This is a genomic window from Delftia sp. DT-2, assembly GCF_028401915.1.
In the GTDB taxonomy this organism is placed as follows: domain Bacteria; phylum Pseudomonadota; class Gammaproteobacteria; order Burkholderiales; family Burkholderiaceae_C; genus Comamonas; species Comamonas tsuruhatensis.
The window spans coordinates 405779-427401 of record NZ_JAQOTI010000002.1 but is presented as its reverse complement, the minus strand read 5'-3'; the positions used below and the strand labels follow the sequence as shown (position 1 = coordinate 427401).

At 66.9% G+C, this 21623-nt stretch carries 24 protein-coding genes; 17 read left to right on the top strand and 7 right to left on the bottom strand.

Features of this window, described 5'->3' with window-relative positions; all coding sequences use genetic code 11:
* Window positions 1–48: 48 nt before the first annotated feature.
* The 4 genes from proC to PO605_RS04460 all read right to left on the bottom strand — a co-directional run bounded on the left by proC (window position 49) and on the right by PO605_RS04460 (window position 4493).
* Window positions 49–888, bottom strand: a complete 840-nt coding sequence (gene proC / locus PO605_RS04475) for a pyrroline-5-carboxylate reductase (RefSeq protein ID WP_047472303.1) — start codon at window positions 886–888, stop codon at window positions 49–51.
* 32 nt (window positions 889–920) lie between these two features.
* The gene (locus PO605_RS04470) at window positions 921–1712 is read right to left on the bottom strand and encodes a VOC family protein (RefSeq protein WP_047472302.1); all 792 of its coding nucleotides are present in this window, start codon (window positions 1710–1712) and stop codon (window positions 921–923) included.
* 38 nt (window positions 1713–1750) lie between these two features.
* Window positions 1751–2731: a tripartite tricarboxylate transporter substrate binding protein gene (locus PO605_RS04465; RefSeq protein WP_047472300.1), complete on the bottom strand. Its 981-nt coding sequence runs from the start codon at window positions 2729–2731 to the stop codon at window positions 1751–1753.
* 64 nt (window positions 2732–2795) lie between these two features.
* Complete coding sequence (locus PO605_RS04460; protein WP_272206139.1) at window positions 2796–4493, bottom strand: thiamine pyrophosphate-binding protein; 1698 nt, start codon at window positions 4491–4493, stop codon at window positions 2796–2798.
* Between the two features lie 95 nt (window positions 4494–4588).
* Here PO605_RS04460 and PO605_RS04455 point away from each other — a divergent pair, with 95 nt between their 5' ends.
* On the top strand, window positions 4589–5284 hold the full coding sequence (locus PO605_RS04455; RefSeq protein ID WP_047472280.1) for a GntR family transcriptional regulator: 696 nt from the start codon (window positions 4589–4591) through the stop codon (window positions 5282–5284).
* Between the two features lie 7 nt (window positions 5285–5291).
* Here the strand turns inward: PO605_RS04455 and PO605_RS04450 are convergent, their stop codons facing one another.
* The 3 genes from PO605_RS04450 to PO605_RS04440 form a co-directional block, all read right to left on the bottom strand.
* Window positions 5292–6449: an esterase-like activity of phytase family protein gene (locus PO605_RS04450; protein ID WP_272206138.1), complete on the bottom strand. Its 1158-nt coding sequence runs from the start codon at window positions 6447–6449 to the stop codon at window positions 5292–5294.
* 11 nt (window positions 6450–6460) lie between these two features.
* The gene (gene glpK, locus PO605_RS04445) at window positions 6461–7957 is read right to left on the bottom strand and encodes a glycerol kinase GlpK (RefSeq protein ID WP_047469841.1); all 1497 of its coding nucleotides are present in this window, start codon (window positions 7955–7957) and stop codon (window positions 6461–6463) included.
* A 73-nt stretch (window positions 7958–8030) separates the two neighbouring features.
* The gene (locus PO605_RS04440) at window positions 8031–8795 is read right to left on the bottom strand and encodes a DeoR/GlpR family DNA-binding transcription regulator (protein WP_016452008.1); all 765 of its coding nucleotides are present in this window, start codon (window positions 8793–8795) and stop codon (window positions 8031–8033) included.
* Between the two features lie 277 nt (window positions 8796–9072).
* On the opposite strand from PO605_RS04440, the gene PO605_RS04435 reads away from it, so the two are divergent.
* From PO605_RS04435 to rpmD, 16 genes are all read left to right on the top strand, one after another.
* A complete protein-coding gene (locus PO605_RS04435) occupies window positions 9073–10152 on the top strand; it encodes an ABC transporter ATP-binding protein (protein WP_034363480.1) in 1080 nt (359 codons plus the stop codon).
* A gap of 1 nt (window position 10153) precedes the next feature.
* Entirely contained in the window at window positions 10154–11236 is a 1083-nt protein-coding gene (locus tag PO605_RS04430; RefSeq protein ID WP_272206137.1) for an ABC transporter ATP-binding protein, read from the top strand.
* Window positions 11233–12126 carry a carbohydrate ABC transporter permease gene (locus tag PO605_RS04425; protein WP_047326320.1) on the top strand — a complete coding sequence of 298 codons (894 nt, stop codon included), beginning with the start codon at window positions 11233–11235 and terminating at the stop codon, window positions 12124–12126. Before PO605_RS04430 ends, PO605_RS04425 begins: the two co-directional genes overlap by 4 nt.
* 75 nt (window positions 12127–12201) lie before the next feature.
* Window positions 12202–13017 carry a carbohydrate ABC transporter permease gene (locus PO605_RS04420; RefSeq protein ID WP_013804448.1) on the top strand — a complete coding sequence of 272 codons (816 nt, stop codon included), beginning with the start codon at window positions 12202–12204 and terminating at the stop codon, window positions 13015–13017.
* A gap of 174 nt (window positions 13018–13191) precedes the next feature.
* Complete coding sequence (locus tag PO605_RS04415; RefSeq protein WP_016449169.1) at window positions 13192–13500, top strand: DUF2160 domain-containing protein; 309 nt, start codon at window positions 13192–13194, stop codon at window positions 13498–13500.
* A 100-nt stretch (window positions 13501–13600) separates the two neighbouring features.
* Complete coding sequence (locus PO605_RS04410) at window positions 13601–15334, top strand: ABC transporter substrate-binding protein (RefSeq protein ID WP_047471240.1); 1734 nt, start codon at window positions 13601–13603, stop codon at window positions 15332–15334.
* Window positions 15335–15704: 370 nt separating this feature from the next.
* On the top strand, window positions 15705–17294 hold the full coding sequence (locus PO605_RS04405) for a glycerol-3-phosphate dehydrogenase/oxidase (RefSeq protein ID WP_016449171.1): 1590 nt from the start codon (window positions 15705–15707) through the stop codon (window positions 17292–17294).
* 679 nt (window positions 17295–17973) lie between these two features.
* Window positions 17974–18342 (top strand): 50S ribosomal protein L14, encoded by a 369-nt coding sequence (gene rplN / locus PO605_RS04400; protein WP_016449173.1) that lies wholly within the window; start codon window positions 17974–17976, stop codon window positions 18340–18342.
* A gap of 10 nt (window positions 18343–18352) precedes the next feature.
* Window positions 18353–18673, top strand: coding sequence for a 50S ribosomal protein L24 (gene rplX, locus PO605_RS04395; RefSeq protein WP_016449174.1), 321 nt, complete (start codon window positions 18353–18355; stop codon window positions 18671–18673).
* A gap of 10 nt (window positions 18674–18683) precedes the next feature.
* On the top strand, window positions 18684–19223 hold the full coding sequence (gene rplE / locus PO605_RS04390; RefSeq protein WP_016449175.1) for a 50S ribosomal protein L5: 540 nt from the start codon (window positions 18684–18686) through the stop codon (window positions 19221–19223).
* An 8-nt stretch (window positions 19224–19231) separates the two neighbouring features.
* Window positions 19232–19537, top strand: coding sequence for a 30S ribosomal protein S14 (rpsN, locus tag PO605_RS04385; RefSeq protein WP_012202967.1), 306 nt, complete (start codon window positions 19232–19234; stop codon window positions 19535–19537).
* A gap of 20 nt (window positions 19538–19557) precedes the next feature.
* Entirely contained in the window at window positions 19558–19953 is a 396-nt protein-coding gene (rpsH, locus tag PO605_RS04380) for a 30S ribosomal protein S8 (protein ID WP_016449176.1), read from the top strand.
* A gap of 24 nt (window positions 19954–19977) precedes the next feature.
* Window positions 19978–20511, top strand: a complete 534-nt coding sequence (gene rplF, locus PO605_RS04375) for a 50S ribosomal protein L6 (protein WP_016449177.1) — start codon at window positions 19978–19980, stop codon at window positions 20509–20511.
* Window positions 20512–20522: 11 nt separating this feature from the next.
* On the top strand, window positions 20523–20888 hold the full coding sequence (gene rplR / locus PO605_RS04370) for a 50S ribosomal protein L18 (protein WP_012202970.1): 366 nt from the start codon (window positions 20523–20525) through the stop codon (window positions 20886–20888).
* Between the two features lie 15 nt (window positions 20889–20903).
* A complete protein-coding gene (gene rpsE / locus PO605_RS04365) occupies window positions 20904–21425 on the top strand; it encodes a 30S ribosomal protein S5 (RefSeq protein WP_016449178.1) in 522 nt (173 codons plus the stop codon).
* 14 nt (window positions 21426–21439) lie between these two features.
* Window positions 21440–21622, top strand: a complete 183-nt coding sequence (gene rpmD / locus PO605_RS04360) for a 50S ribosomal protein L30 (protein ID WP_012202972.1) — start codon at window positions 21440–21442, stop codon at window positions 21620–21622.
* The last annotated feature ends 1 nt before the right edge of the window (window position 21623 follow it).

Sequence of the window (21623 nt, the reverse complement as noted above, 5' to 3'; positions counted from 1 at the left end):
CCGTTCCCTTGCCACCACAAAAGGCGTGCGCGCGGGTTGGGGTGGGTCTTACCGGCCGAACTCGGCGGCCAGCTCCTTGGCCCGCGTTTGCGCCGCGCGCATGGCGGCCACGAAATGCTCGGGCACCTGCTGCGCCTGCAGGTGGGTGATGGCGGCGTGCGTGGTGCCGCCCTTGCTGGTGACGCGCTGGCGCAGCACCTCGGCGCTTTCGGTGGAGCGCGCGGCCAGTTCGGAGGCGCCCTGGAAGGTGGCCACGCCCAGGCGGTAGGACTGCTCGGCCGTGAGGCCCATGTCCACGCCAGCCTTCGTCATGGCTTCGAGGAACAGGAAGACATAGGCCGGGCCCGAGCCCGACAGGGCGGTGACGGCGTCCAGGTGCGCTTCCTGGTCGACCCAGACGAACTGGCCCGTGGTGGCCACGACCTGCTCGATGGCGCTCTTGCCCGCGGCATCGACCTCGGCACGCGCAAACAGGCCTGTCATGCCTTTGCCCACCAGGGCCGGCGTGTTGGGCATGGCGCGCACGATGCGGCCCGTGCCCAGCCACTGGGCGATGGCGTCCGTGGGAATGCCGGCGGCCACGCTCAGGTGCAAGGCCTGGGCGGTGTGCGGCGCCGCCGCCTGGGCGGCTTCCTTGAAGGTCTGGGGCTTGACGGCCCAGACCACGATGCCGGCGCCGTCCAGCGCGCTGGCGGCAGCCGCTGCATCGGCATGGGCCGTGATGCCGAAGTTCGTGCGCAGCGCGTCGCGTGCAGCCTCGAAGGGTTCGACGACGACGATGCGGTCTGCGGATTGGCCCTGGCCGATCAGGCCGCCGATGATGGCGCTGGCCATGTTGCCGCCACCGATGAAGGCGATGACAGGGGAGGCTGTGGAAACGGTGTTCATGCTGGTGGCGGTGGAGAAGGAAAACGAAGAGTTTAGAGCGTGTTCCCACCGTGCCAGCGCATGTCCACGCCATGGCTGGCGGCCAGGTCCAGGGGCTGTGCCGGGGCGCCGGGCCGCTGGCGCAGGGTGAGCGCGCAAGGACCCTCTCCGCGCGTGGCAAGGCGCTGGCGCAGTGCGTCGGAGGCCGCCAGCGCCTGCGCGCCTTGCAGCAGCAGATCGAAGCCCGGCAATGCCAACCGCGCGCCCTGGTTGTCCAGCCGCTGCAGCGGCAGGCCCGGGCCCAGCAGCGCCCGGTAGCGGTCCAGGCTGGCGTCCAGGTCGTGCACGGCGACGGTCAGCGAGGCCACGCCCAGCGCGCCGTTGGGATGCGCGCGCACGCTGCCCTCGGGCACGCGCAGCGCGCGCGGCGTGACGTCGCCGCACAGAAAGGGCAGGTCGGGCGTGGCGTGGCGCGCCGTCTGCCACAGCAGTTGCGCGCCGTCGGGGCGTACGCGGCCTCCATCCACGGGGCCGACCAGGGTGTCCAGCCCCCGCCCGCGCGCCTCGGCCAGGGCCTGGGAGGTGCTGCGGGGCAGCAGGGCGAAGTCCACCAGCCCTTCGCCATGGTCGCGCAGCGTGCGGTACCAGCGCTCTTCGGGGGCCGGGGCGGTCCAGGCAATGATCTCCAGGTAGGCGCCATCGGCAAAGACGACCAGCGCGTTGTGCGAGGTGCGGCCCGGATGGCGGCCGCCGATGGCGACCTGGAAGCCCAGCGCGCGGTAGTCCGCCACGGCGGCCTCGAGGTCCTGCACGGCGATGACGATGTGGTCCAGCGGAAGTGCCATGAATGCTCCTGTGTTGTAAGGGGGGGCCGTCCGGATTCTCAGTCTTCGAGCTGAATCTTGTTGTCCCGCACGAAGCGGCCCCAGCGCTCATATTCCTGGCGCACCCAGCGGTCGAGGGCGGGTCCGTCCGTGGCCATGACTTCGAAGCCCGACTGCATGAGCTTGCTGCGGATGTCGGGCGTGTTCAGCGTGGCCTGGAAGTCTTCGGTGAGCTTGTGCACCGTGGCGGCCGGCGTGGCGGAAGGCGCGAACACGCCGATCCACGAGTAGGCCTCGAAGCCCGGGAAGCCGGACTCGGCCACGGTGGGCACGTCGGGCAGCTCGGGCAGGCGCTTGAGGCCGGTCACCGCCAGCGGCTTGATCTTGCCCGCCGAAATCTGGCCGCGCAGCGCCGCATAGCTGAGCAGGGTGAGGTCGGACACATTGCCGAGCACGGCCTGCACGGCCGGGCCGCCGCCGCCGTAGGGCACGTGCAGCACGTAGGTGCCCGAGCGGCGCTTGATGTCCTCCATCACCAGGTGGTTCATGGACCCCAGGCCGGTCGATGCGTAGCTGTATTTGCCCGGGTTGCGGCGCGCCAGCTCCAGGAAGCCGGCCAGGTCCCTGGCGGGCACCGAGGCCGAGGCGCCGATCACCAGCGGAAAGCGAAGCGCCAGCGACACGCCCGTGAAGTCCTTGAAGGTGTCGTAGGGCAGCCGGGACTTGGCGATGGGATTGATGGCATGGGTGTCGAAGCTGAACAGCAGGGTGTTGCCGTCCGGGGCCGACTTGGCCACGTACTGGGTGGCGATCTGGCTGGCGGCGCCGGGGCGGTTCTCCACGATCACCGACCGCCCGGCCACCTCGCCCAGGCGCGGCTGCAGTATGCGCGCGGCGATGTCGGTGCTGCCCCCTGGCGGGAAGGTGATGACCAGCTTGAGCGGGGCGGCACCCTGCGCGGATGCCGTGCCGGACGGCCCCAGCAGGGATGCGGCGGCCATGGCCAGCAGCAGCTGGCGGCGTGAGGGGGGATGGGGCATGGTAAGGCTCCTTTTCAAGCGCATTGGCGGGCAGGAAATCGGGAATCTGTGCGTGGGGCTGGCGTCAACCCATCCACTGGCTCACCGGCACGGCCGTGTCCTGGAGCTCTTGCGAGATCACATCCACCAGCGCCGGGCCGTCGTGCATCAGCGCAGCCTTGAGCGCGGCTTCGAGGTCTGCCGGGTCCTCCACGCGCCATGCCTTGACGCCGAAGGCCTCGGCCACGCGGGCATGGTGGGTGCGGTTGAAGTCGACGGAGAAGTAGCGTTCATCGTAGCCGGACTTCTGGCTGGCCTTGATCCAGCCGAACACGCTGTTGGAGAACACGATCATCTTCAGCGGCACGTTGCGGCGCACGATGGTTTCCAGCTCGCCGCAGGTGAAGCCGAAACTGCCGTCGCCCATGACCGCGACCACCACGGAATCGGGCTGGCCGATGGCTGCGCCAAAGCCGGCGGACATGGCAAAGCCCAGCGCCCCGTGCGCGCGGTTGGTGATGAAGTGCCGGCCGGCCTGGGGCGCGTCGAAATAGGCCGTGAAGTAGGGGCAGGGCGTGCCGGGGTCGGCCACCACGATGGCGCGCGCGGGCAGCAGGCGGTTGAGCGTGTCCACCACACGCTCGGGCTTGATGGGGCGCTCCAGCGAGGCCGCCAGCGGCGCGAAGAAGGCCTGCTTGGCGGCGCGCGCGGTGGCCGCCAGCGCGGCGCCGTCCGAGGCATCGGCGGGGCGGCGGGCGATGCGCTGCTGCACGGCCGCGTGCAGCGCCTGCAGGCCCAGCAGGGCGTCGCCCACCAGGGCCACGTCGGTGCGGTAGTTGGTGCCTATGGTCATGGCGTCCACGTCCAGATGGACGATGGTGACCTTGCGCGAGGGCATCTGCCAGTGCTCGGTGGTGGTGGAGCCGGCCCGGGCGCCGATGAACATCACCAGGTCCGCCTGCGCCACCACGGCGCGCGTGGCCTCCACGCCGCCATTGGTGCCCACCACGCCGGCATTGAGCGGATGGCTGCCCGCCAGGCTGCCCTGGCCGCTGACGCTGGAGCACACGGGCGCGTTGAGCAGGGTGGCCAGCGCATCCAGTGCGGCGCCGGCGCCCGCGATGAGCACGCCGCCGCCGCAGATCAGCACGGGGGAGCGTGCCGCCACCAGGCGGTCGGCCGCCTCGGCCACGGCTGCCGGATCGGGCGCGGACCGGTAGGCGGGATAGCGGTCATGGCCGGGCTGGGCCCAGACATCGGCCGGATCCAGCGTGTGCTTTTGCACGTCATAGGGCAGGCAGATATGGGTGGCGCCGGGCCGGCCCGTGGTCATGGCGCGAAAGGCGCTGCGCACGGCGTGCGGAATCTGGTCCACGCGGTCGATGGTGGTATTCCACTTGGTCAGCGGCCTGTACAGCGCCTGCTGGTCCAGTTCGGTCAGCGGGAACTTGCCGCGTGCGCCCACGGAGACGTCCGAGGTGATGCCCAGCACGGGCACCGAGGATTCGTTGGCCTCGGCCAGGCCGGGCAGCAGGTAGGTGGCGCCGCCGCCGCTGGGGCCTTCGCACACGCCCACCTTGCCGGTGACGCGCGCATAGGCGTCGGCCATGTAGCCGGCGCTGCGCTCGTCCCGCGTCAGGATGTGGTCCATGCCGTGGTCCAGCCGCGCCATGGCGTCGTAGAAGGGCAGGCTGGTGTCGCCGCACAGGCCGAAGATGTGCTTGACGCCGTTGAGCTGCAGCATGCGGACCATGGCGTCGGCGCCATTGAAAGCGGTGGTCATGTCGGGAGTCTCCAGGCAGGTTGGGTGACGGGATTTTAAGAATCCATTTCAGTATACTTAAAAGTATCCAAAGCGCCAGAGGGCACAATGGCGCCATGAAAATCTCCAACATCCGCCACGAACGGGGCTCCAGCGTCTACAGCACGCTGCGTGACATGGCCATCTCCTACGAATTCAAGCCGGGCGAGCGCCTGAGCGAGAGCGAACTGGCGCTGCGCCTGGGCGTGAGCCGCACGCCCGTGCGCGAGGCACTGACGCGGCTGGTGGCCGACGGTTTTCTGCTGCCCGCCAGCCGCGGCTACATGCGGCGCGAGCTGGACGTGAAGGAGTCACTGGACCTGTACGAGGCCCGCGTGGCCGTGGAGCGCGAATGCGTGCGCTTGGCCGTGGAGCGCGCCACCGATGCCCAGATCGACGAGGCGCGGGCCTATCTGGAGCAGAGCCAGCGCGTGGCCTCCGACACGCCGGTGCGGCAGTTGGTAGACCTGGACGAGGGCTTTCACCTGCGCATTGCCGACATGGCCGGCAATGCCGAGCTGCGGCGCATGCTGGTGAGCCTGAACGAGCGCATTCGCTTCATCCGGTGGATCGACATGGAGAACGTGGGGCGCGCCTCCACCCAGCACGAGCACCTGGAAATCCTGCAGGCCTTGAGCGACCGCCACGCCCAGGCCAGCGAACGCCTGATGGCCGAGCACATCGGCCTGCGGCGCGAGCAGATCGTGGAGGCGATTGCGCGCGGTCTGACGCGCATCTACCTGCCGCAGGAGCAGGTGCAGGCCACGCCCTGAAGCGCCTTCAGGGGGCGCAGGGCGTCGAGGGCCGGTAGGCGGTGACCAGGATCTGGTTGGCCTGCGCCGGGTTGAAGTTGTCGTCGCTGGCGAACACCAGCACGCGCGTGCCATCGGGCAGCGGCGGGCCCCAGGACATGGCCTCCATGTTGTCCAGCCGCCCGCGCTGAACCGTGGACAGGTCCGCAATCAGCTGCTTGGCTGCCATCTGCGGCGGGTTGCGTATGAAGCTGTCCATGGCCAGCGTATCGGGCGCTTGCAGGCCGATGCGGTACAGCCGCGCGCCAAAGCCGTGGCCCGGGCTGTAGGAGCGCTCCAGTACCAGCAGATGGTCGGGACCGTCCGGCAGGATTTCGCTGATGCCGTTGACCTCGCGCTGGGGCAGGGCCCAGCTGGCGGCCGGCACGGCATCGGGCTGGTAGGCGATCTGGCGCAGCAGCCGGCCGTCGTCCAGGCTGACCAGGCTGATGCGCACGGGCGCGCCTGCCGTGGCGGCGCTGGCGCGCGGTCCGTCCTGGCGCAGCGGCGCCTCCAGGGCCAGCCAGGCCTGCTGTCCGTCCGGCGTGACGGCCAGCCCCTCGAAGCCGAAGTTCGAGCGCAGGCCCGGCCTGCCGTCCTTGTCCTTGAATGCGTAGAACCACCGCGCGATCTGGCGGCCCGTGGCGTCGGTCCTCACCAGCGAGGTGCCAAAGCCCCGGCCCGGGTCGCCTTCGTCGGTCCACAGCAGGCCGCCGTCCGGCAGCAGGCGGATGGTTTCGGGGTCGGGCACGGGCTGGGTGGCGGGCGCGGCATGGCGCGGGCGCAGCCAGTGGCCTTCGGTATCCAGCAGCGGGTGCACTTCGGTGACCTGCGCCTGCCAGGGGCTGGGGCCGGCGCGCTGGCCGGCGTCCAGCGGCTCCATGCGCAGGCGCATCCAGCGCGCGGGGCCGCGGGCCGAGCGGTCATCGCTGATGGCCACGTAGTCGCCGCGCTGCGCGTCGTAGTCCAGGCCCGAGATGCCGCCTGTGATGGCGCCGTCGATGGGCTCGTCCCGCGCAAGGGTGGTGCTGCCCAGCCATTGCAGGCGTGCGCAGGCGGTGGGCTGCGGGACCAGCAGCGCCTGCGGTGGCGCGGCACAGCCTGCCAGCCACAGGCCGAAAGCAACCAGGCTGGCAAGCCGGCGCAAGACAGTCAGCCTCAGGCCGCCAGCGCGGTCTGGGCCACCGCATGCTCCCAGCGTGCCATCAGCTCGTCGGCGCGGTGCTTGTCCAGCGTAGGCACGAAGCGGCGCTCGGCCTTCCACAGCGCCGACAGTTCCTCGGTGCTCTGGTAGATGCCCGAGGACAGGCCCGCCAGGTAGGCCGCGCCCAGGGCCGTGGTCTCCACGCAGGCCGGGCGCACGACGGGAATGCCCAGCAGGTCGGCCTGGAACTGCATGAGCAGGTTGTTGACGCAGGCGCCGCCGTCCACGCGCAGTTCGCTCACCGGCGCGCCGCCGCTGGCCACCGCGTCGCGGCTCATGGCCAGCAGCAGGGCGGCGCTCTGGAAGGCGATGGATTCCAGCGCGGCCCGCGCGATGTGGGCGATGGTGGTGCCGCGCGTCAGGCCCGTGATGGTGCCGCGCGCATCGGGCTTCCAGTAGGGGGCGCCCAGTCCCGTGAAGGCCGGCACCATCATCACGCCGCCCGAGTCGGGCACGCTCTCGGCCAGTTGCTGCACCTGGCCGCTGTGCTCGATGGCGCGCAGCCCGTCGCGCAGCCACTGGACCACGGCGCCGCCCACGAAGACGCTGCCTTCCAGCGCATAGGCCGGCGCAGCGGTGGGCTGTGCCGCAGCGGTGGTCAGCAGGCCGTTGGCAGAGGTCTGGAACACGCCGCCTGTGTGCATGAGCATGAAGCAGCCCGTGCCATAGGTGTTCTTGGCCATGCCGGCCGAAAAGCAGGCCTGGCCGAAGAGGGCGCTTTGCTGGTCGCCGGCCACGCCGCCGATGGCGATCTCGCCGCCCAGCACCTCGGCTGCCGTGCGGCCGAAATCGGCGGCGGAAGGCAGCACCTCGGGCATCAGCGCGCGCGGAATCTCCAGCAGCGCCAGCAGATCGTCGTCCCACTGGTTGGTGTGGACGTTGAACAGCATGGTGCGGCTGGCGTTGGAGACATCGGTCACATGGCGGCGTCCGCCCGTGAGCTGCCAGATCAGCCAGCTGTCCACGGTGCCGAAGGCCAGTTCGCCGCGCTCGGCGGCGGCGCGTGCGCCATTGACGTTGTCCAGGATCCAGCGCAGCTTGGTGCCCGAGAAATAGGCGTCGATCAGCAGGCCGGTCTTGCGCTGGATGGTGTCGGCATGGCCGGCCTCGCGCAACTGGGCGCACAGCGGCTCGGCGCGGCGGTCCTGCCAGACGATGGCGTGGTGTATGGGCTGGCCCGTGGCGCGGTTCCAGACCACGGTGGTCTCGCGCTGGTTGGTGATGCCCAGGGCGCGGATGTCGGCCGCCGCCAGCCCGGCCTTGGCCAGGGCCTCGCGCGCCGTGGCCAGCTGGGTGCGCCAGATCTCGCGCGGATCGTGCTCCACCCAGCCGGGGCGGGGATAGATCTGCGGCAGCTCCAGCTGGGCAGAGGCCACGATGCGGCCCTGGGTGTCGAAGACGATGCTGCGCGAGCTGGAGGTGCCCTGGTCCAGGGCAAGCAGATAGGTCATGGTGCGGTATCCAGGAAAAGCAGGGCCGGTGCGCGTGTCCTGTGCGGGCGGTGGCGCAGCGGCTGCGGAAAACTTATTGCGCCACCACGCATTGCACCTCGGCTTCGCGAAGCAGTGCGTCGAAGGGCGCAGGGGGCGCGGTATCGGTGAACAGGCGGTCGATCTGGTCCAGGCGGGCCAGCTCCACCATGGCCTGGCGGTGGAACTTGCTGTGGTCGGCGGCCAGCCAGACCTCGCGCGACTGGGCAATGATGGTCTGGGCCACCTTGACCTCGCGCATGTCGAAGTCGCGCAGGCTGCCATCGGGCTCGATGGCCGAGATGCCGATCAGGGCGATGTCCACCTTGAACTGGCGTATGAAATCCACGGCGGCCTCGCCCACGATGCCCCGGTCGCGCGTGCGCACCACGCCGCCGGCCACGATGACTTCGCAGTCGGCGTTGGAGCTGAGGATGGCCGCCACGTTGAGGTTGTTGGTGATCACGCGCAGGCCCCGGTGCTTGAGCAGGGCCTGGGCCACGGCCTCGGTGGTGGTGCCGATGTTCAGGATCAGCGAGCAGCCGTTGGGAATGGCCTCGGCCACGGCGCGCGCAATGCGCGACTTGCCTTCGGCATGCAGCACCTGGCGCTGGGGGTGGCCCAGGTTCTCGACCGTGGCGCTGGGCACGCGCACGCCGCCGTGAAAGCGCACCATCAGCCCGGCATCTGCCAGCTTCTGAATGTCGCGGCGCACGGTCTGAAGCGTCACGCCCAGGATCTCGGCCAGCTGCTCCACCGTGGTGGACTGGCGGCTGCGGACTTCGTCCAGCAGCTGTAGTTGGCGGGGGTTGGTGTTCACGGCAAATCCATCGGAGGGGCGATCGGGGGGGCGGGTGGATGGTCGGGCAGTCAATCGGGCCGGGCGACGGGTTTATAGCGCATTTGACGCGGCCAGCCGTGGGCTGGGGAACTTTAAAACGAAGAAAAAGGAACAGCACCTAGGGTATGTGTTGATGGGCTGCGATCCGGAAAGAACAAAAATGAAGACGTTCGGGCCTTCAAACGCGCTTTGGAGGCCCGCCTTTCTCCTTGTTCAAATGCTGCCCCGGTGGCGGCCTCGTCAAAAGAGGGCAGTCGTGGAACTGGTGTTGGAGAGAATCAGCAAGCGTGTGGGCGGCCAGACCTGGCTGCACCCCATGCACCTGGAACTGGAAAGCCGCGCGGTGACCGTGCTGCTGGGCGCCACGCAGGCCGGCAAGACCAGCCTGATGCGCATCATGGCCGGTCTGGACGTGCCCACCGAAGGCCGGGTGCGCGTCGATGGCGTCGATGTGACCGGCATGCCCGTGCGCGAGCGCAATGTGGCCATGGTCTACCAGCAGTTCATCAACTATCCCTCGCTCACGGTGGCGGACAACATCGCCTCGCCGCTGAAGCTGCGCGGCGATCGCGACGTGGCGCAGCGCGTGCGCGCCCTGGCCGAGCGGCTGCACATAGAGATGTTCCTGGACCGCTATCCGGCCGAGCTGTCGGGTGGCCAGCAGCAGCGCGTGGCCCTGGCGAGGGCGCTGGCCAAGGGCGCTCCGCTGATGCTGCTGGACGAGCCGCTGGTCAACCTCGACTACAAGCTGCGCGAGGAACTGCGCGAGGAGCTGACCCAGCTGTTCGCCACCGGCAGCTCCACCGTGGTCTACGCCACCACCGAGCCCGGCGAGGCCCTGCTGCTGGGCGGCCACACGGCCGTGCTGCACGAGGGGGAGCTGCTGCAGTACGGCCCCACGGCGGAGGTGTTCCACCGACCCAATTCGCTGCGTGTGGCGCGGGCCTTCAGCGATCCGCCCATGAACCTGGTGCCCGCGCAGGCCGTGGACACCGGGTTGGAGCTGCCCGGCGGCGCGCGGCTGCCCATGGCGCTGCCGGTGGGCCTGGCCGCTGCCGGCCCCCTGACCCTGGGCCTGCGCGCCAGCGCGCTGCGCCTGCAGGCCCGGCCCGGGGATGTGGCGCTGCAAGGCGTGGTGGAACTGGCCGAGATCTCGGGGTCGGACACTTTCGTGCATGCCACCACGCCCTGGGGCGAGCTGGTGGCCCAGGTCACGGGCGTGCACCACCTGGACCTGGGCAGCGCGGTCACGCTGCACCTGGACCCGGCCCATGCCTATGTGTTCGGCACGGACGGCGCGCTGCTGCTGGCGCCGGCGCGGCCCGGAGGACGATGAGATGGCCCGCATAGAACTCGATCTGGCCCACTCCTACAAGCCGAACCCGCAGCAGGACAGCGACTATGCGCTGCTGCCGCTGAGCATGGTCTTCGAGGACGGCGGCGCCTATGCGCTGCTCGGCCCCTCGGGCTGCGGCAAGACCACCATGCTCAACATCATGTCGGGCCTGCTGGTCCCCTCGCAGGGCAAGGTGCTGTTCGACGGCCGCGACATGACGCGCGCCACGCCCCAGGAGCGCAACATTGCCCAGGTGTTCCAGTTCCCGGTGATCTACGACACCATGACCGTGGCCGAGAACCTGGCCTTTCCGCTGAAGAACCGCCGCATGCCTGCCGACCGCATCCGCGCCCGCGTGGGCCAGATCGCCGAGATGCTGGAGATGAGCGGCCAGCTCGACCAGCGCGCGTCGGGCCTGTCGGCCGACGCCAAGCAGAAGATCTCGCTGGGCCGGGGCCTGGTGCGGCCCGATGTCTCGGCCGTGCTGTTCGACGAGCCGCTCACGGTGATCGACCCCCAGCTCAAGTGGCAGCTGCGCCGCAAGCTCAAGCAGATCCACCACGAGCTGCGGCTCACGCTGATCTATGTGACGCACGACCAGGTGGAGGCCCTGACCTTTGCCGACCAGGTGGTGGTCATGACGCGTGGCCGTGCCGTGCAGGTGGGCACGCCGGCCCAGCTCTTCGAGCGGCCAAGCCATGCCTTCGTCGGCCACTTCATCGGCTCGCCGGGCATGAACTTCGTGCCGCTGCAGCAGGACGGCGGCCGGCTGCTGGCCGAGGGCCAGTACCTGTCCCTGCCCGCCGCATTGGCCAGCGTGGCGCCCGGCCTGCCCCTGAGCCTGGGCATACGCCCCGAGTACCTGGCACTGGCCTCGGCCGACGCGCCTGGCGCCGTGGCCTGCACGGTGGAGCGCGTGCAGGACGTGGGCACGCACCAGCTGCTGGTGGCGCGCCTGGGCGAGCGGCTTCTCAAGCTGCGCTGCGGCGCCGACGCCTTCCTGCCCGCCGCAGGGCAGACCGTCTGGGTGCAATTGCAGGGCCCCCACACCTGCTACTACGTCAACGAGGAGCTGCAGGCATGAGCCAGACCATCAAGCCCGTCAACCAGAAGGCCTGGCTGCTGATCCTGCCGGTCATCATCTGCGTGGCCTTCTCGGCCATCATCCCGCTGATGACGGTGGTGAACTACTCGGTGCAGGACATCATCAGTCCGGACCGGCGCGTGTTCGTGGGCACGGAATGGTTTGCCCAGGTCATGCGCGACGAGGAACTGCACTCGGCCCTGCTGCGCCAGATCGGCTTTTCGCTGGCCGTGCTGCTGGTGGAGATCCCGCTGGGCATCGCGCTGGCCCTGTCCATGCCGGCCCAGGGCTGGAAGGCCTCGGCGGTGCTGGTCGTGGTCTCGCTGTCGCTGCTGATTCCGTGGAACGTGGTCGGCACCATCTGGCAGATCTACGGCCGCGCCGACATCGGCCTGCTGGGCGCGGCGCTCAACACGCTGGGCGTGGACTACAACTACACGGGCAATGCCACCCATGCCTGGCTCACCGTGCTGGTCATGGATGTCTGGCACTGGACGCCGCTGGTGGCCCTGCTGTGCTACGCGGGCCTGCGCTCCATTCCCGACGCCTACTACCAGGCCGCGCGCATCGACGGCGCCAGCAAGTTCGCGGTGTTCCGCTACATCCAGCTGCCCAAGATGCGCGGCGTGCTGATGATCGCCGTGCTGCTGCGCTTCATGGACAGCTTCATGATCTATACCGAGCCCTTCGTGCTCACGGGCGGCGGGCCCGGCAATGCGACCACCTTCCTGTCGCAGTACCTGACGCAAAAGGCCGTGGGCCAGTTCGACCTCGGGCCGGCGGCGGCCTTCTCGCTGATCTATTTCCTCATCATCCTGCTGCTGTGCTTCATCCTCTACAACTGGATGCAGCGCGTGGGCACGGCAGACAAGGAAGGGGCAAGAGAATGACCCCCACGCTCCCTTCGTTCACTGCCCCCCGAGGGGGCTCGGCCTGCCTTGGGGTGGCCCTGCGGGAGGCTGGACATGACTGAAGACCGCCGTTTCCACAAGCGCACGCTGTTCCTCGTCGCCTACCTGCTGTTCGCCGTGCTGCCCATCTACTGGATGGTCAACATGAGCTTCAAGACCAACGAGGAGATCCTGTCGAGCTTCTCGCTGTGGCCCCAGCATTTCACCTGGGCCAACTACCAAACCATCTTCACCGACGCCTCCTGGTACTCGGGCTACATCAACAGCCTGATCTACGTGGCCATCAACACCGTGATCTCGCTGACGGTGGCGCTGCCGGCGGCCTATGCGTTCTCGCGCTACCAGTTCCTGGGCGACAAGCATGTGTTCTTCTGGCTGCTGACCAACCGCATGACGCCGCCGGCCGTCTTCCTGCTGCCCTTCTTCCAGCTCTACACCACGGTGGGCCTGATGGACACGCACATCGCCGTGGCCCTGGCCCACCTGCTGTTCAACGTGCCGCTGGCCGTCTGGATCCTGGAGGGTTTCATGAGCGGCATTCCGCGCGAGATCGACGAGACGGCCTATATCGACGGCTACTCCTTCCCGCGCTTTTTCCTCACCATCTTCCTGCCGCTGATCAAGGCCGGCGTGGGCGTGGCGGCCTTCTTCTGCTTCATGTTCAGCTGGGTGGAACTGCTGCTGGCGCGCACGCTGACCAGCGTGAACGCCAAGCCCATCGTGGCGACCATGACGCGCACCGTCTCGGCCTCGGGCATGGACTGGGCGACGCTGGCGGCGGCGGGCGTGCTGACCATCGTGCCGGGCGCCATCGTGATCTGGTTCGTGCGGCACTACATCGCCAAGGGGTTCGCCATGGGGAGGGTGTGAGGCCCCCCCTGAGGCGCTTGCGCGCCTTCCCCCCGTGGCACGGCGCCTCTCTACCCGCTTCGCGGGGGAGGGGGACGATAGCCTCGCGGCGGGGCGGCCCTTGCTTGCTGTCCCTCGCTTGGGGTCGCGCCAGTTTCGACGGGCAGTGGTTTTTGTTTCTGAAAGGACTCGTCAATGTTTTCCTGGATGGCCTGGACGCTGCCGGTGGCGGTGTTCTTCAGTTGCATCGTGCTGATGCTGGTGGGCATGACGCTGTGGGAGTTGCGCAGCCCGACCGTGATGCGCAAGGGCTGGCTGCCGATGGCGACGACGCGCGGGGACCGGCTGTTCATCGGGCTGCTGCTGGCGGCCTATGTCAATCTGGCCTGGGTGGGTCTGGGCGAGAAGATGGCGCAGTGGTTCTCGCTGGAGGCCGAGCCTTCGGTGTGGATCAGTTTCGTGCTGTCCATGCTCGTGCTGGCCGTCGTGATGCGCAAAGGCTGATCACTTCATTCCATTTATCGACAGCCGGGTCCGAAGCTCCCCCGGGGCCCGCTGGTGCATGTGCATGTCGGGGAGACAGCAAGAATCTAGGAGACGGCAGATGAAACAACGACTTCACACCATCGCCCTCGCGGCGGCCCTGCTGGCGGCGGGGCAGGCGGCCTGGGCCGGAGAGGCGGAAGCCAAGAAGTGGATCGACGCGGAGTTCCAGCCCAGCACGCTGTCCAAGGACCAGCAGATGGCCGAGATGAAGTGGTTCATCGAGGCGGCCAAGAAGCTGCAGGCCAAGGGCGTCAAGGAGATCGCCGTGGTCTCCGAGACCATCACCACGCACGAGTACGAGAGCAAGACGCTGGCCAAGGCCTTCACCGAGATCACGGGCATCACCGTCAAGCACGACCTGATCCAGGAAGGCGACGTGGTCGAGAAGCTGCAGACCTCGATGCAGTCGGGCAAGTCCATCTATGACGGCTGGATCTCCGACTCCGACCTGATCGGCACGCACTACCGCTACGGTCGCATCATGAGCCTGACCGACTACATGGCCGGCGCCGGCAAGGACTTCACCAATCCGGGCCTGGACATCAAGGACTTCATCGGCACCAGCTTCACCACCGCGCCCGACGGCAAGCTCTACCAGCTGCCCGACCAGCAGTTCGCCAACCTCTACTGGTTCCGCGCCGACCTCTTCGAGCGCAAGGACCTCAAGGACAAGTTCAAGGCCAAGTACGGCTACGAGCTGGGCGTGCCGCTGAACTGGAGCGCCTACGAGGACATCGCCGAGTTCTTCACCAACGACGTCAAGCAGATCGACGGCAAGCCTGTCTACGGCCACATGGACTACGGCAAGAAGGACCCCTCGCTGGGCTGGCGCTTCACCGATGCCTGGCTGTCCATGGCCGGCGCGGCCGACAAGGGCATTCCCAACGGCATGCCCGTCGATGAATGGGGCATCCGCGTGGCCGACGACAAGTGCACGCCCGTGGGCGCCTCGGTCTCGCGCGGGGGCGCCACCAACTCGCCGGCCGCCGTGTTCGCGCTCACCAAGTACGTGGACTGGATGAAGAAGTACGCGCCTAAGGAAGCCATGGGCATGACCTTCGGCGAGTCCGGCCCCGTGCCGGCCCAGGGCCATATCGCGCAGCAGATCTTCTGGTACACCGCCTTCACGGCCGACATGACCAAGCCCGGCCTGCCCGTGGTCAATGCCGACGGCACGCCCAAATGGCGCATGGCGCCCGGCCCCAACGGCCCGTACTGGAAGGACGGCATGCAAAACGGCTACCAGGACGTGGGCAGCTGGACCTTCTTCAAGGACCATGACGCCAACCGCACGGCCGCCGCCTGGCTCTACGCGCAGTTCGTCACCGCCAAGACCACCAGCCTCAAGAAGACCATCGTCGGCCTGACGCCCATCCGCGAAAGCGACATCCGCTCCAAGGCCATGACCGACATGGCGCCCAAGCTCGGCGGCCTGGTCGAGTTCTACCGCAGCCCCGCCCGCGTGGCCTGGACGCCCACCGGCAACAACGTGCCCGACTATCCCAAGCTGGCCCAGCTGTGGTGGAAGAACGTGGCCCAGGCCGTCACCGGCGAGAAGACGCCCCAGGACGCCATGGACAACCTGGCCGAGGAAATGGACCAGGTCATGGCCCGCCTGCAGCGCGCAGGCATGGCGCACTGCGCGCCCAAGCTCAACCCCAAGGGCGACCCGGCCAAGTGGCTCAGCGACAAGCAGGCGCCGTGGAAGAAGCTGGCCAATGAAAAGCCCAAGGGCGAGACGATTGCGTATGACACGCTGCTCAATGCCTGGAAAAACGGCAAGGTGCGTTAGCACCCCCTGAGGCGCTTGCGCGCCTTCCCCCGTATGCACGGCGCCCTCTCTCGCTTCGCGGGAGGGGGGCGTCCGGGCAGCCGGCGACGCCCTCGCCGCGAGGCGGCTCTTGCTCGGCGTCCCTGAGTTGGGCCGCGTCGGCTTTGGGCGCAATACCCTGCGCTGGCATCACAGTCCATCGTTGGGCGTCCTGGGTCGCCAAAAACACAAAACGAAAGATAGCGAAGAAAAAAATACAAAAACGAGCGAAAATAGCGGAAAACCCGATTCCGTCCCCTTCGCATTGGGCGCAGGCGTGGCGTCCCGGGTGCTGACATGGCGGCTACATGGCGCCCTGTTAACTTGCCCCACATTCCTTCGTCGAAGATCCATGTCCCTCGCTGCTTCCCCTCTGCCCACCGGCCGCGCCGCCCTGCTGGAACGCCTGGCCCAGCCTGAAACCTACGATCTGGCCATCATCGGCGGCGGTGCCACCGGCCTGGGCGTGGCCCTGGACGCGGCGGCGCGTGGGTTCAAGGTCGTGCTGGTGGAGTCGCATGACTTCGCCAAGGGCACGTCCTCGCGTGCCACCAAGCTGGTCCATGGCGGCGTGCGCTACCTGGCGCAGGGCAACATCGCCCTGGTGCGGGAAGCGCTGCATGAGCGCACCACGCTGCTGCACAACGCGCCCCACCTGGCGCAGCCGCTGGCCTTCGTCATGCCGTCCTACAAGCTGCTGGACACGCCGTTCTACGGCATCGGCCTCAAGATGTATGACGCGCTGGCCGGCAAGGCAGGCCTGGGCGCCACGGAATTCCTCTCGCGCTCCAGCACCGTGAAGTGCCTGCCCACCGTGCGGCAGCAGGGCCTCAAGGGCGGCGTCAAATACTGGGACGGCCAGTTCGACGATGCCCGCCTGGCGCTGGCGCTGGCCCGCACGGCCGCTGCCAAGGGCGCGCTGCTGGTCAACTACTGCCCCGCACGTGAACTGCTGCACGAAGGCGGCAAGGTCGCCGGCCTGATCTGCGAAGACTCGGAATCCGGCCAGCGCTTCACGCTGCGCGCCAAGTGCGTGGTCAACGCCACCGGCCCCTGGGTGGACCTGTTTCGCCAGCAGGACGCCGAGGCCCAGGGCCGTCCCGTCAAGCCCATGGTCGCGCCCAGCCAGGGCGTGCACGTGGTCGTGGACCGCGACTTCCTGCCCAGCGACCATGCCCTGCTCGTGCCCAAGACGGCCGATGGCCGCGTGCTCTTTGCCGTGCCCTGGCTGGGCAAGGTCATCCTGGGCACCACCGACACGCCGCGCAACGACCTGGCGCGCGAACCCCTGCCTTTCCCCGAAGAACTGGACTTCATCCTCACCGAGGCAGGCCGCTACCTCACGCGCCAGCCCACGCTGGCCGACGTGCGCAGCATGTGGGTGGGCCTGCGCCCGCTGGTCAAGCCCCAGGACGACGATGGCGAAAACACCAAGAAGATCAGCCGCGAGCACACCGTCATGTCCAGCCGCACCGGCCTGGTGACCGTCACGGGCGGCAAGTGGACCACCTACCGCGCCATGGCCGAAGACGTGCTCTCCGAATGCTTTGCCATCGGCCGCCTGCCGCACCGCCCCGGGGGTGTCACGGCCCGCCTGCCGCTGGCCGGCGCCCCGGCCGAGTCCGCCGTGCACCACCGCATGAACCAGATCCAGGGCCTGCATTCCTACGGCACGGAAGCCTCGGCGGTGCAGGCGTTGCCGGGCAACGACGAATGGCTGGCCGACGGCCTGAACGAAGCCATGGTGCGCTTTGCCGCGCGCTTCGAGTACGCGCGCACCGTGGAAGACGTGCTGGCGCGCCGCAGCCGCCTGCTGTTCCTCGACGCGCGCAAGGCCGCCGAAGTGGCCCCGCGCGTGGCGGCCATCCTCCAGGAGGAGCTGGGACACGACGCCGGCCTGGCGGACTTCATGCCGCTGGCGGCGCAGTACCTGCCTGCCTGATCCTGTCCATCTCCATGCACAACGCCCTGCAACGCAGGGCGTTGTGCTTTCTGCGTAAGACGCTTGCGCCACGCGTGATTGTCAAAATTGATGAATATGTTTACTCGATTGGTTTTATGAATGAGAATGCGGTTCATGGCGCCCAGCTTTAGTGCCAGTGAACAGCAGCCAGCACAAGGCTGACGAGGGAGGGAAGCAAGAAAGAAAGCGCTTGAAAGTGCGTTTTCCGCAGGGCAAGGGCCGCGCCCAAGCCCGACGCGGTGGCCCCAAAGCCGCTGCGCGGTCTGTGCCGTCGTCGGCGCGGTCCGTCCGCAGCCAACAATTGCGTTGAGTCTGCCACCCTTTGCCGAGCCCGCGTGGCTCGGCTTTTTTATGGGCGTCTCCGGTGGCATGGGCCGATCGGGAGGCCCGGGCGGCCCCTCGGTTGCCGGCGCCCTTGTGGGCGTTGCGCAACGCTGCCGGGCAGGGGCGGGAAAAGTCGCTAAGGGTTTGACGCGCAAAGGAATTTCTGGGACAATCCCATGCTTCACGTGAAAATCGTGAAGTTATCTGCCCAGTGGAAGCGCCGAGAAATGGTTTTCGGCGTGGACGACGGGCCCAAGACTGACTGGCTGCTCGCGGCCCTTGAGAAGACTCTGGGGCTGTCGGGTGTTTGCTGGAGCAAGTTGGGAATATTGAAATGATCCAAACAGAATCTCGGTTAGAGGTTGCCGACAACACCGGCGCGAAGTCTGTTCAGTGCATCAAGGTGCTGGGCGGTTCTCATCGTCGCTATGCGAGTGTTGGTGACATCATCAAGGTGAGCATCAAGGAAGCTGCACCGCGTGGACGCGTCAAAAAAGGCGAGGTCTACAGCGCGGTCGTGGTGCGCACGGCGAAGGGTATTCGCCGCGCTGATGGCTCGCTCGTCAAGTTCGACGGCAATGCCGCCGTGCTGCTGAACGCCAAGCTGGAGCCTATCGGCACCCGCATCTTTGGCCCCGTGACTCGTGAACTGCGCAACGAAAAGTTCATGAAGATCGTGTCCCTGGCACCTGAAGTTCTCTAAAGGAAGCACCATGAACAAGATTCGCAAGGGCGACCAAGTCATCGTGCTGACCGGCCGTGACAAGGGCAAGCAAGGCGTGGTCTCGGCTCGCAAGGACGACTCCCACCTGCTGATCGACGGCATCAACCTGGTGAAGAAGCACGTCAAGCCGAACCCCATGAAGGGCACCACCGGCGGCATCGTGGAAAAGGCCATGCCTATCCACCAATCCAACGTGGCCATCTTCAATGCAGCGACCGGCAAGGCCGATCGCGTGGGCATCAAGGTGCAAGCCGACGGCACGCGCGTTCGCGTGTTCAAGTCCAACGGCGCCGAAATCAAGGCGGCCTAAGGGGTAACACATGGCACGACTGCAAAAACTGTATCGCGAAAAGATCGCGGCTGAACTGAAGGAAAAGTTCGGCTACACCTCCACCATGGAAGTGCCCCGCCTGACCAAGATCACCCTGAACATGGGTGTGAGCGAAGCCGTGGCCGACAAGAAGGTGATGGACAACGCCGTGGCCGACCTGACCAAGATTGCTGGTCAGAAGCCCGTGGTGACCAAGGCCAAGAAGGCTATCGCCGGCTTCAAGATCCGCGAAGGCCAGGCCATCGGCTGCATGGTGACCCTGCGTGGCGTTCAGATGTATGAATTCCTGGATCGTTTCGTCACCGTGGCTCTGCCCCGCGTGCGTGACTTCCGTGGTATCTCCGGCCGTTCGTTCGACGGTCGCGGCAACTACAACGTCGGCGTCAAGGAACAGATCATCTTCCCCGAAATCGAGTACGACAAGGTGGACGCTCTGCGTGGTCTGAACATCAGCATCACGACTACGGCAAAGACCGACGACGAGTGCAAGGCACTGCTCGCCGCTTTCCGTTTCCCCTTCAAGAACTGAGGTGGCGCATGGCTAAAGTTGCATTGATTCAGCGCGAACTCAAGCGCGAAAAGCTGGCGGCCAAGTACGCTGCCAAGTACGCAGAACTGAAGGCAATCGCCGCTGACGCAAAGCGCAGCGACGAAGAGCGCGACGCCGCTCGCCTGGGCCTGCAGAAGCTGCCCCGTAACGCGAACCCCACTCGCCAGCGCAACCGCTGCGAGATCACGGGTCGTCCCCGTGGCACCTTCCGTCAATTCGGTCTGGGCCGCGCCAAGATCCGTGAACTGGCCTTCGCTGGCGACATCCCCGGTGTCACCAAGGCCAGCTGGTAAGCAAGCAGGAGAGATTAAACATGAGCATGAGTGATCCCATCGCTGACTTGCTGACCCGCATCCGCAATGCACAAATGGTCTCCAAGACCACCGTGACGGCTCCTTCCTCCAAGGTCAAGGTTGCCATCGCCCAGGTGCTGAAGGATGAAGGCTACATCGACGGCTTCCAAGTGAAGACCGACGCTGGCAAGTCCGAACTCGAAATTACCCTGAAGTACTACGCCGGCCGTCCGGTGATCGAGCGCATCGAGCGCGTGAGCCGTCCCGGCCTGCGCGTGTACAAGGGCCGCGACGCAATCCCCCAGGTCATGAACGGTCTGGGCGTGGCCATCGTCACCACTCCCAAGGGCGTGATGACGGATCGCAAGGCACGCGCCACCGGCGTGGGCGGCGAAGTGCTGTGCTACGTGGCCTAACGGACATTAAGGAGAAATACTGAAATGTCTCGCGTAGCAAAGACTCCCGTGGCCATCCCCGCAGGCGTGGATGTGTCCATCAAGGCTGACCAGATCAATGTGAAGGGCACCGGCGGCACGCTGTCGCTGGCCCAGAACGTTCTGGTGAAGATCTCCAACAACGAAGGCAAGCTGTCTTTCGAGCCCGTCAACGACTCGCGCGAAGCCAACGCCATGAGCGGCACCATGCGTCAGCTGGTGAACAACATGGTGGTGGGCGTGAGCAAGGGCTTCGAGAAGAAGCTGTCGCTGGTCGGCGTGGGCTTCAAGGCTTCGGCCTCTGGCGCCAAGCTGAACCTCGCGATCGGCTATTCGCACCCGGTGAACTTCGAAATGCCGGCCGGCATCACTGTTGCCACCCCCACGCCCACGGAAATCGTGGTCAAGGGTGCTGACCGCCAGGCCGTTGGCCAACTGGCTGCTGAGATCCGTGCCGTTCGTCCTCCCGAGCCCTACAAGGGCAAGGGCATCCGTTACTCGGATGAGAAGGTCGTGATCAAAGAGACCAAGAAGAAGTAAGGAGCTGCATTATGTTGACCAAGAAAGAGCAGCGTCTCCGTCGTGCCCGCCAGACCCGCATCCGCATTGCACAGCAAGGCGTGGCACGTCTGAGCGTGAACCGTACGAACCTCCACATCTACGCAAGCGTGGTGTCGGAAGACGGCACCAAGGTGCTGGCTTCGGCCTCGACTGCCGAAGCCGAAGTGCGCACCCAACTGGGCGCCATCGGCAAGGGTGGCAACGTGGCTGCCGCTACGCTGATCGGCAAGCGCATTGCCGAGAAGGCCAAGGCTGCAGGCGTGGAGAAAGTGGCTTTCGATCGCGCTGGTTTCGCATACCACGGCCGCGTGAAGGCTTTGGCAGAAGCCGCTCGTGAAGCCGGCCTGCAGTTCTAAGCGGAGCGGATAGAAATGGCAAAGTTTTCTCCCAAGGTGCAAGACGAAGGTCGTGACGACGGTCTGCGCGAAAAAATGATCGCGGTGAACCGCGTCACCAAGGTTGTGAAGGGCGGTCGTATCCTCGGCTTCGCTGCACTGACCGTGGTTGGCGACGGTGATGGCCGTGTTGGCATGGGCAAGGGCAAGTCCAAGGAAGTGCCTGCAGCCGTGCAAAAGGCGATGGAAGAATCCCGTCGCAACATGATCAAGGTGTCCCTGAAGAACGGCTCGATCCATCACACCGTGATGGGTCAGCATGGCGCAGCATCCGTGATGCTGAACCCCGCTCCCAAGGGTACCGGCATCATCGCCGGCGGCCCGATGCGCGCCGTCTTCGAAGTGCTGGGCATCACCGACATCGTGGCCAAGAGCCATGGCTCGTCGAATCCCTACAACATGGTCCGCGCGACTTTTGACGCTCTGAAGAACTCCACGACCCCTTCGGAAGTGGCAGCCAAGCGCGGCAAGTCGGTTGAAGACATCTTCACCGCCTGATCGGAGTCAATCACATGACAACGCAACAAACCGTGAAGGTGCAACTGGTGCGCAGCCCCATTGGCACCAAGGAATCGCACCGCGCCACCGTCCGTGGCCTGGGCCTGCGCAAGCTGAATAGCATCAGCGAACTGCAGGACACGCCTGCTGTGCGCGGCATGATCAACAAGATCAGCTATCTGGTCAAAGTCCTCTGAA

Coding starts and splice junctions, on each gene's coding strand:
- proC (WP_047472303.1), bottom strand. CDS start 888: ATGAACACCGTTTCCACAGCCTCCCCTGTCATCGCCTTCATCGGTGGC.
- PO605_RS04470 (WP_047472302.1), bottom strand. CDS start 1,712: ATGGCACTTCCGCTGGACCACATCGTCATCGCCGTGCAGGACCTCGAG.
- PO605_RS04465 (WP_047472300.1), bottom strand. CDS start 2,731: ATGCCCCATCCCCCCTCACGCCGCCAGCTGCTGCTGGCCATGGCCGCC.
- PO605_RS04460 (WP_272206139.1), bottom strand. CDS start 4,493: ATGACCACCGCTTTCAATGGCGCCGACGCCATGGTCCGCATGCTGCAG.
- PO605_RS04455 (WP_047472280.1), top strand. CDS start 4,589: ATGAAAATCTCCAACATCCGCCACGAACGGGGCTCCAGCGTCTACAGC.
- glpK (WP_047469841.1), bottom strand. CDS start 7,957: ATGACCTATCTGCTTGCCCTGGACCAGGGCACCTCCAGCTCGCGCAGC.
- PO605_RS04430 (WP_272206137.1), top strand. CDS start 10,154: ATGGCCCGCATAGAACTCGATCTGGCCCACTCCTACAAGCCGAACCCG.
- PO605_RS04425 (WP_047326320.1), top strand. CDS start 11,233: ATGAGCCAGACCATCAAGCCCGTCAACCAGAAGGCCTGGCTGCTGATC.
- PO605_RS04420 (WP_013804448.1), top strand. CDS start 12,202: ATGACTGAAGACCGCCGTTTCCACAAGCGCACGCTGTTCCTCGTCGCC.
- PO605_RS04415 (WP_016449169.1), top strand. CDS start 13,192: ATGTTTTCCTGGATGGCCTGGACGCTGCCGGTGGCGGTGTTCTTCAGT.
- PO605_RS04410 (WP_047471240.1), top strand. CDS start 13,601: ATGAAACAACGACTTCACACCATCGCCCTCGCGGCGGCCCTGCTGGCG.
- PO605_RS04405 (WP_016449171.1), top strand. CDS start 15,705: ATGTCCCTCGCTGCTTCCCCTCTGCCCACCGGCCGCGCCGCCCTGCTG.
- rplN (WP_016449173.1), top strand. CDS start 17,974: ATGATCCAAACAGAATCTCGGTTAGAGGTTGCCGACAACACCGGCGCG.
- rplX (WP_016449174.1), top strand. CDS start 18,353: ATGAACAAGATTCGCAAGGGCGACCAAGTCATCGTGCTGACCGGCCGT.
- rplE (WP_016449175.1), top strand. CDS start 18,684: ATGGCACGACTGCAAAAACTGTATCGCGAAAAGATCGCGGCTGAACTG.
- rpsN (WP_012202967.1), top strand. CDS start 19,232: ATGGCTAAAGTTGCATTGATTCAGCGCGAACTCAAGCGCGAAAAGCTG.
- rpsH (WP_016449176.1), top strand. CDS start 19,558: ATGAGCATGAGTGATCCCATCGCTGACTTGCTGACCCGCATCCGCAAT.
- rplF (WP_016449177.1), top strand. CDS start 19,978: ATGTCTCGCGTAGCAAAGACTCCCGTGGCCATCCCCGCAGGCGTGGAT.
- rplR (WP_012202970.1), top strand. CDS start 20,523: ATGTTGACCAAGAAAGAGCAGCGTCTCCGTCGTGCCCGCCAGACCCGC.
- rpsE (WP_016449178.1), top strand. CDS start 20,904: ATGGCAAAGTTTTCTCCCAAGGTGCAAGACGAAGGTCGTGACGACGGT.
- rpmD (WP_012202972.1), top strand. CDS start 21,440: ATGACAACGCAACAAACCGTGAAGGTGCAACTGGTGCGCAGCCCCATT.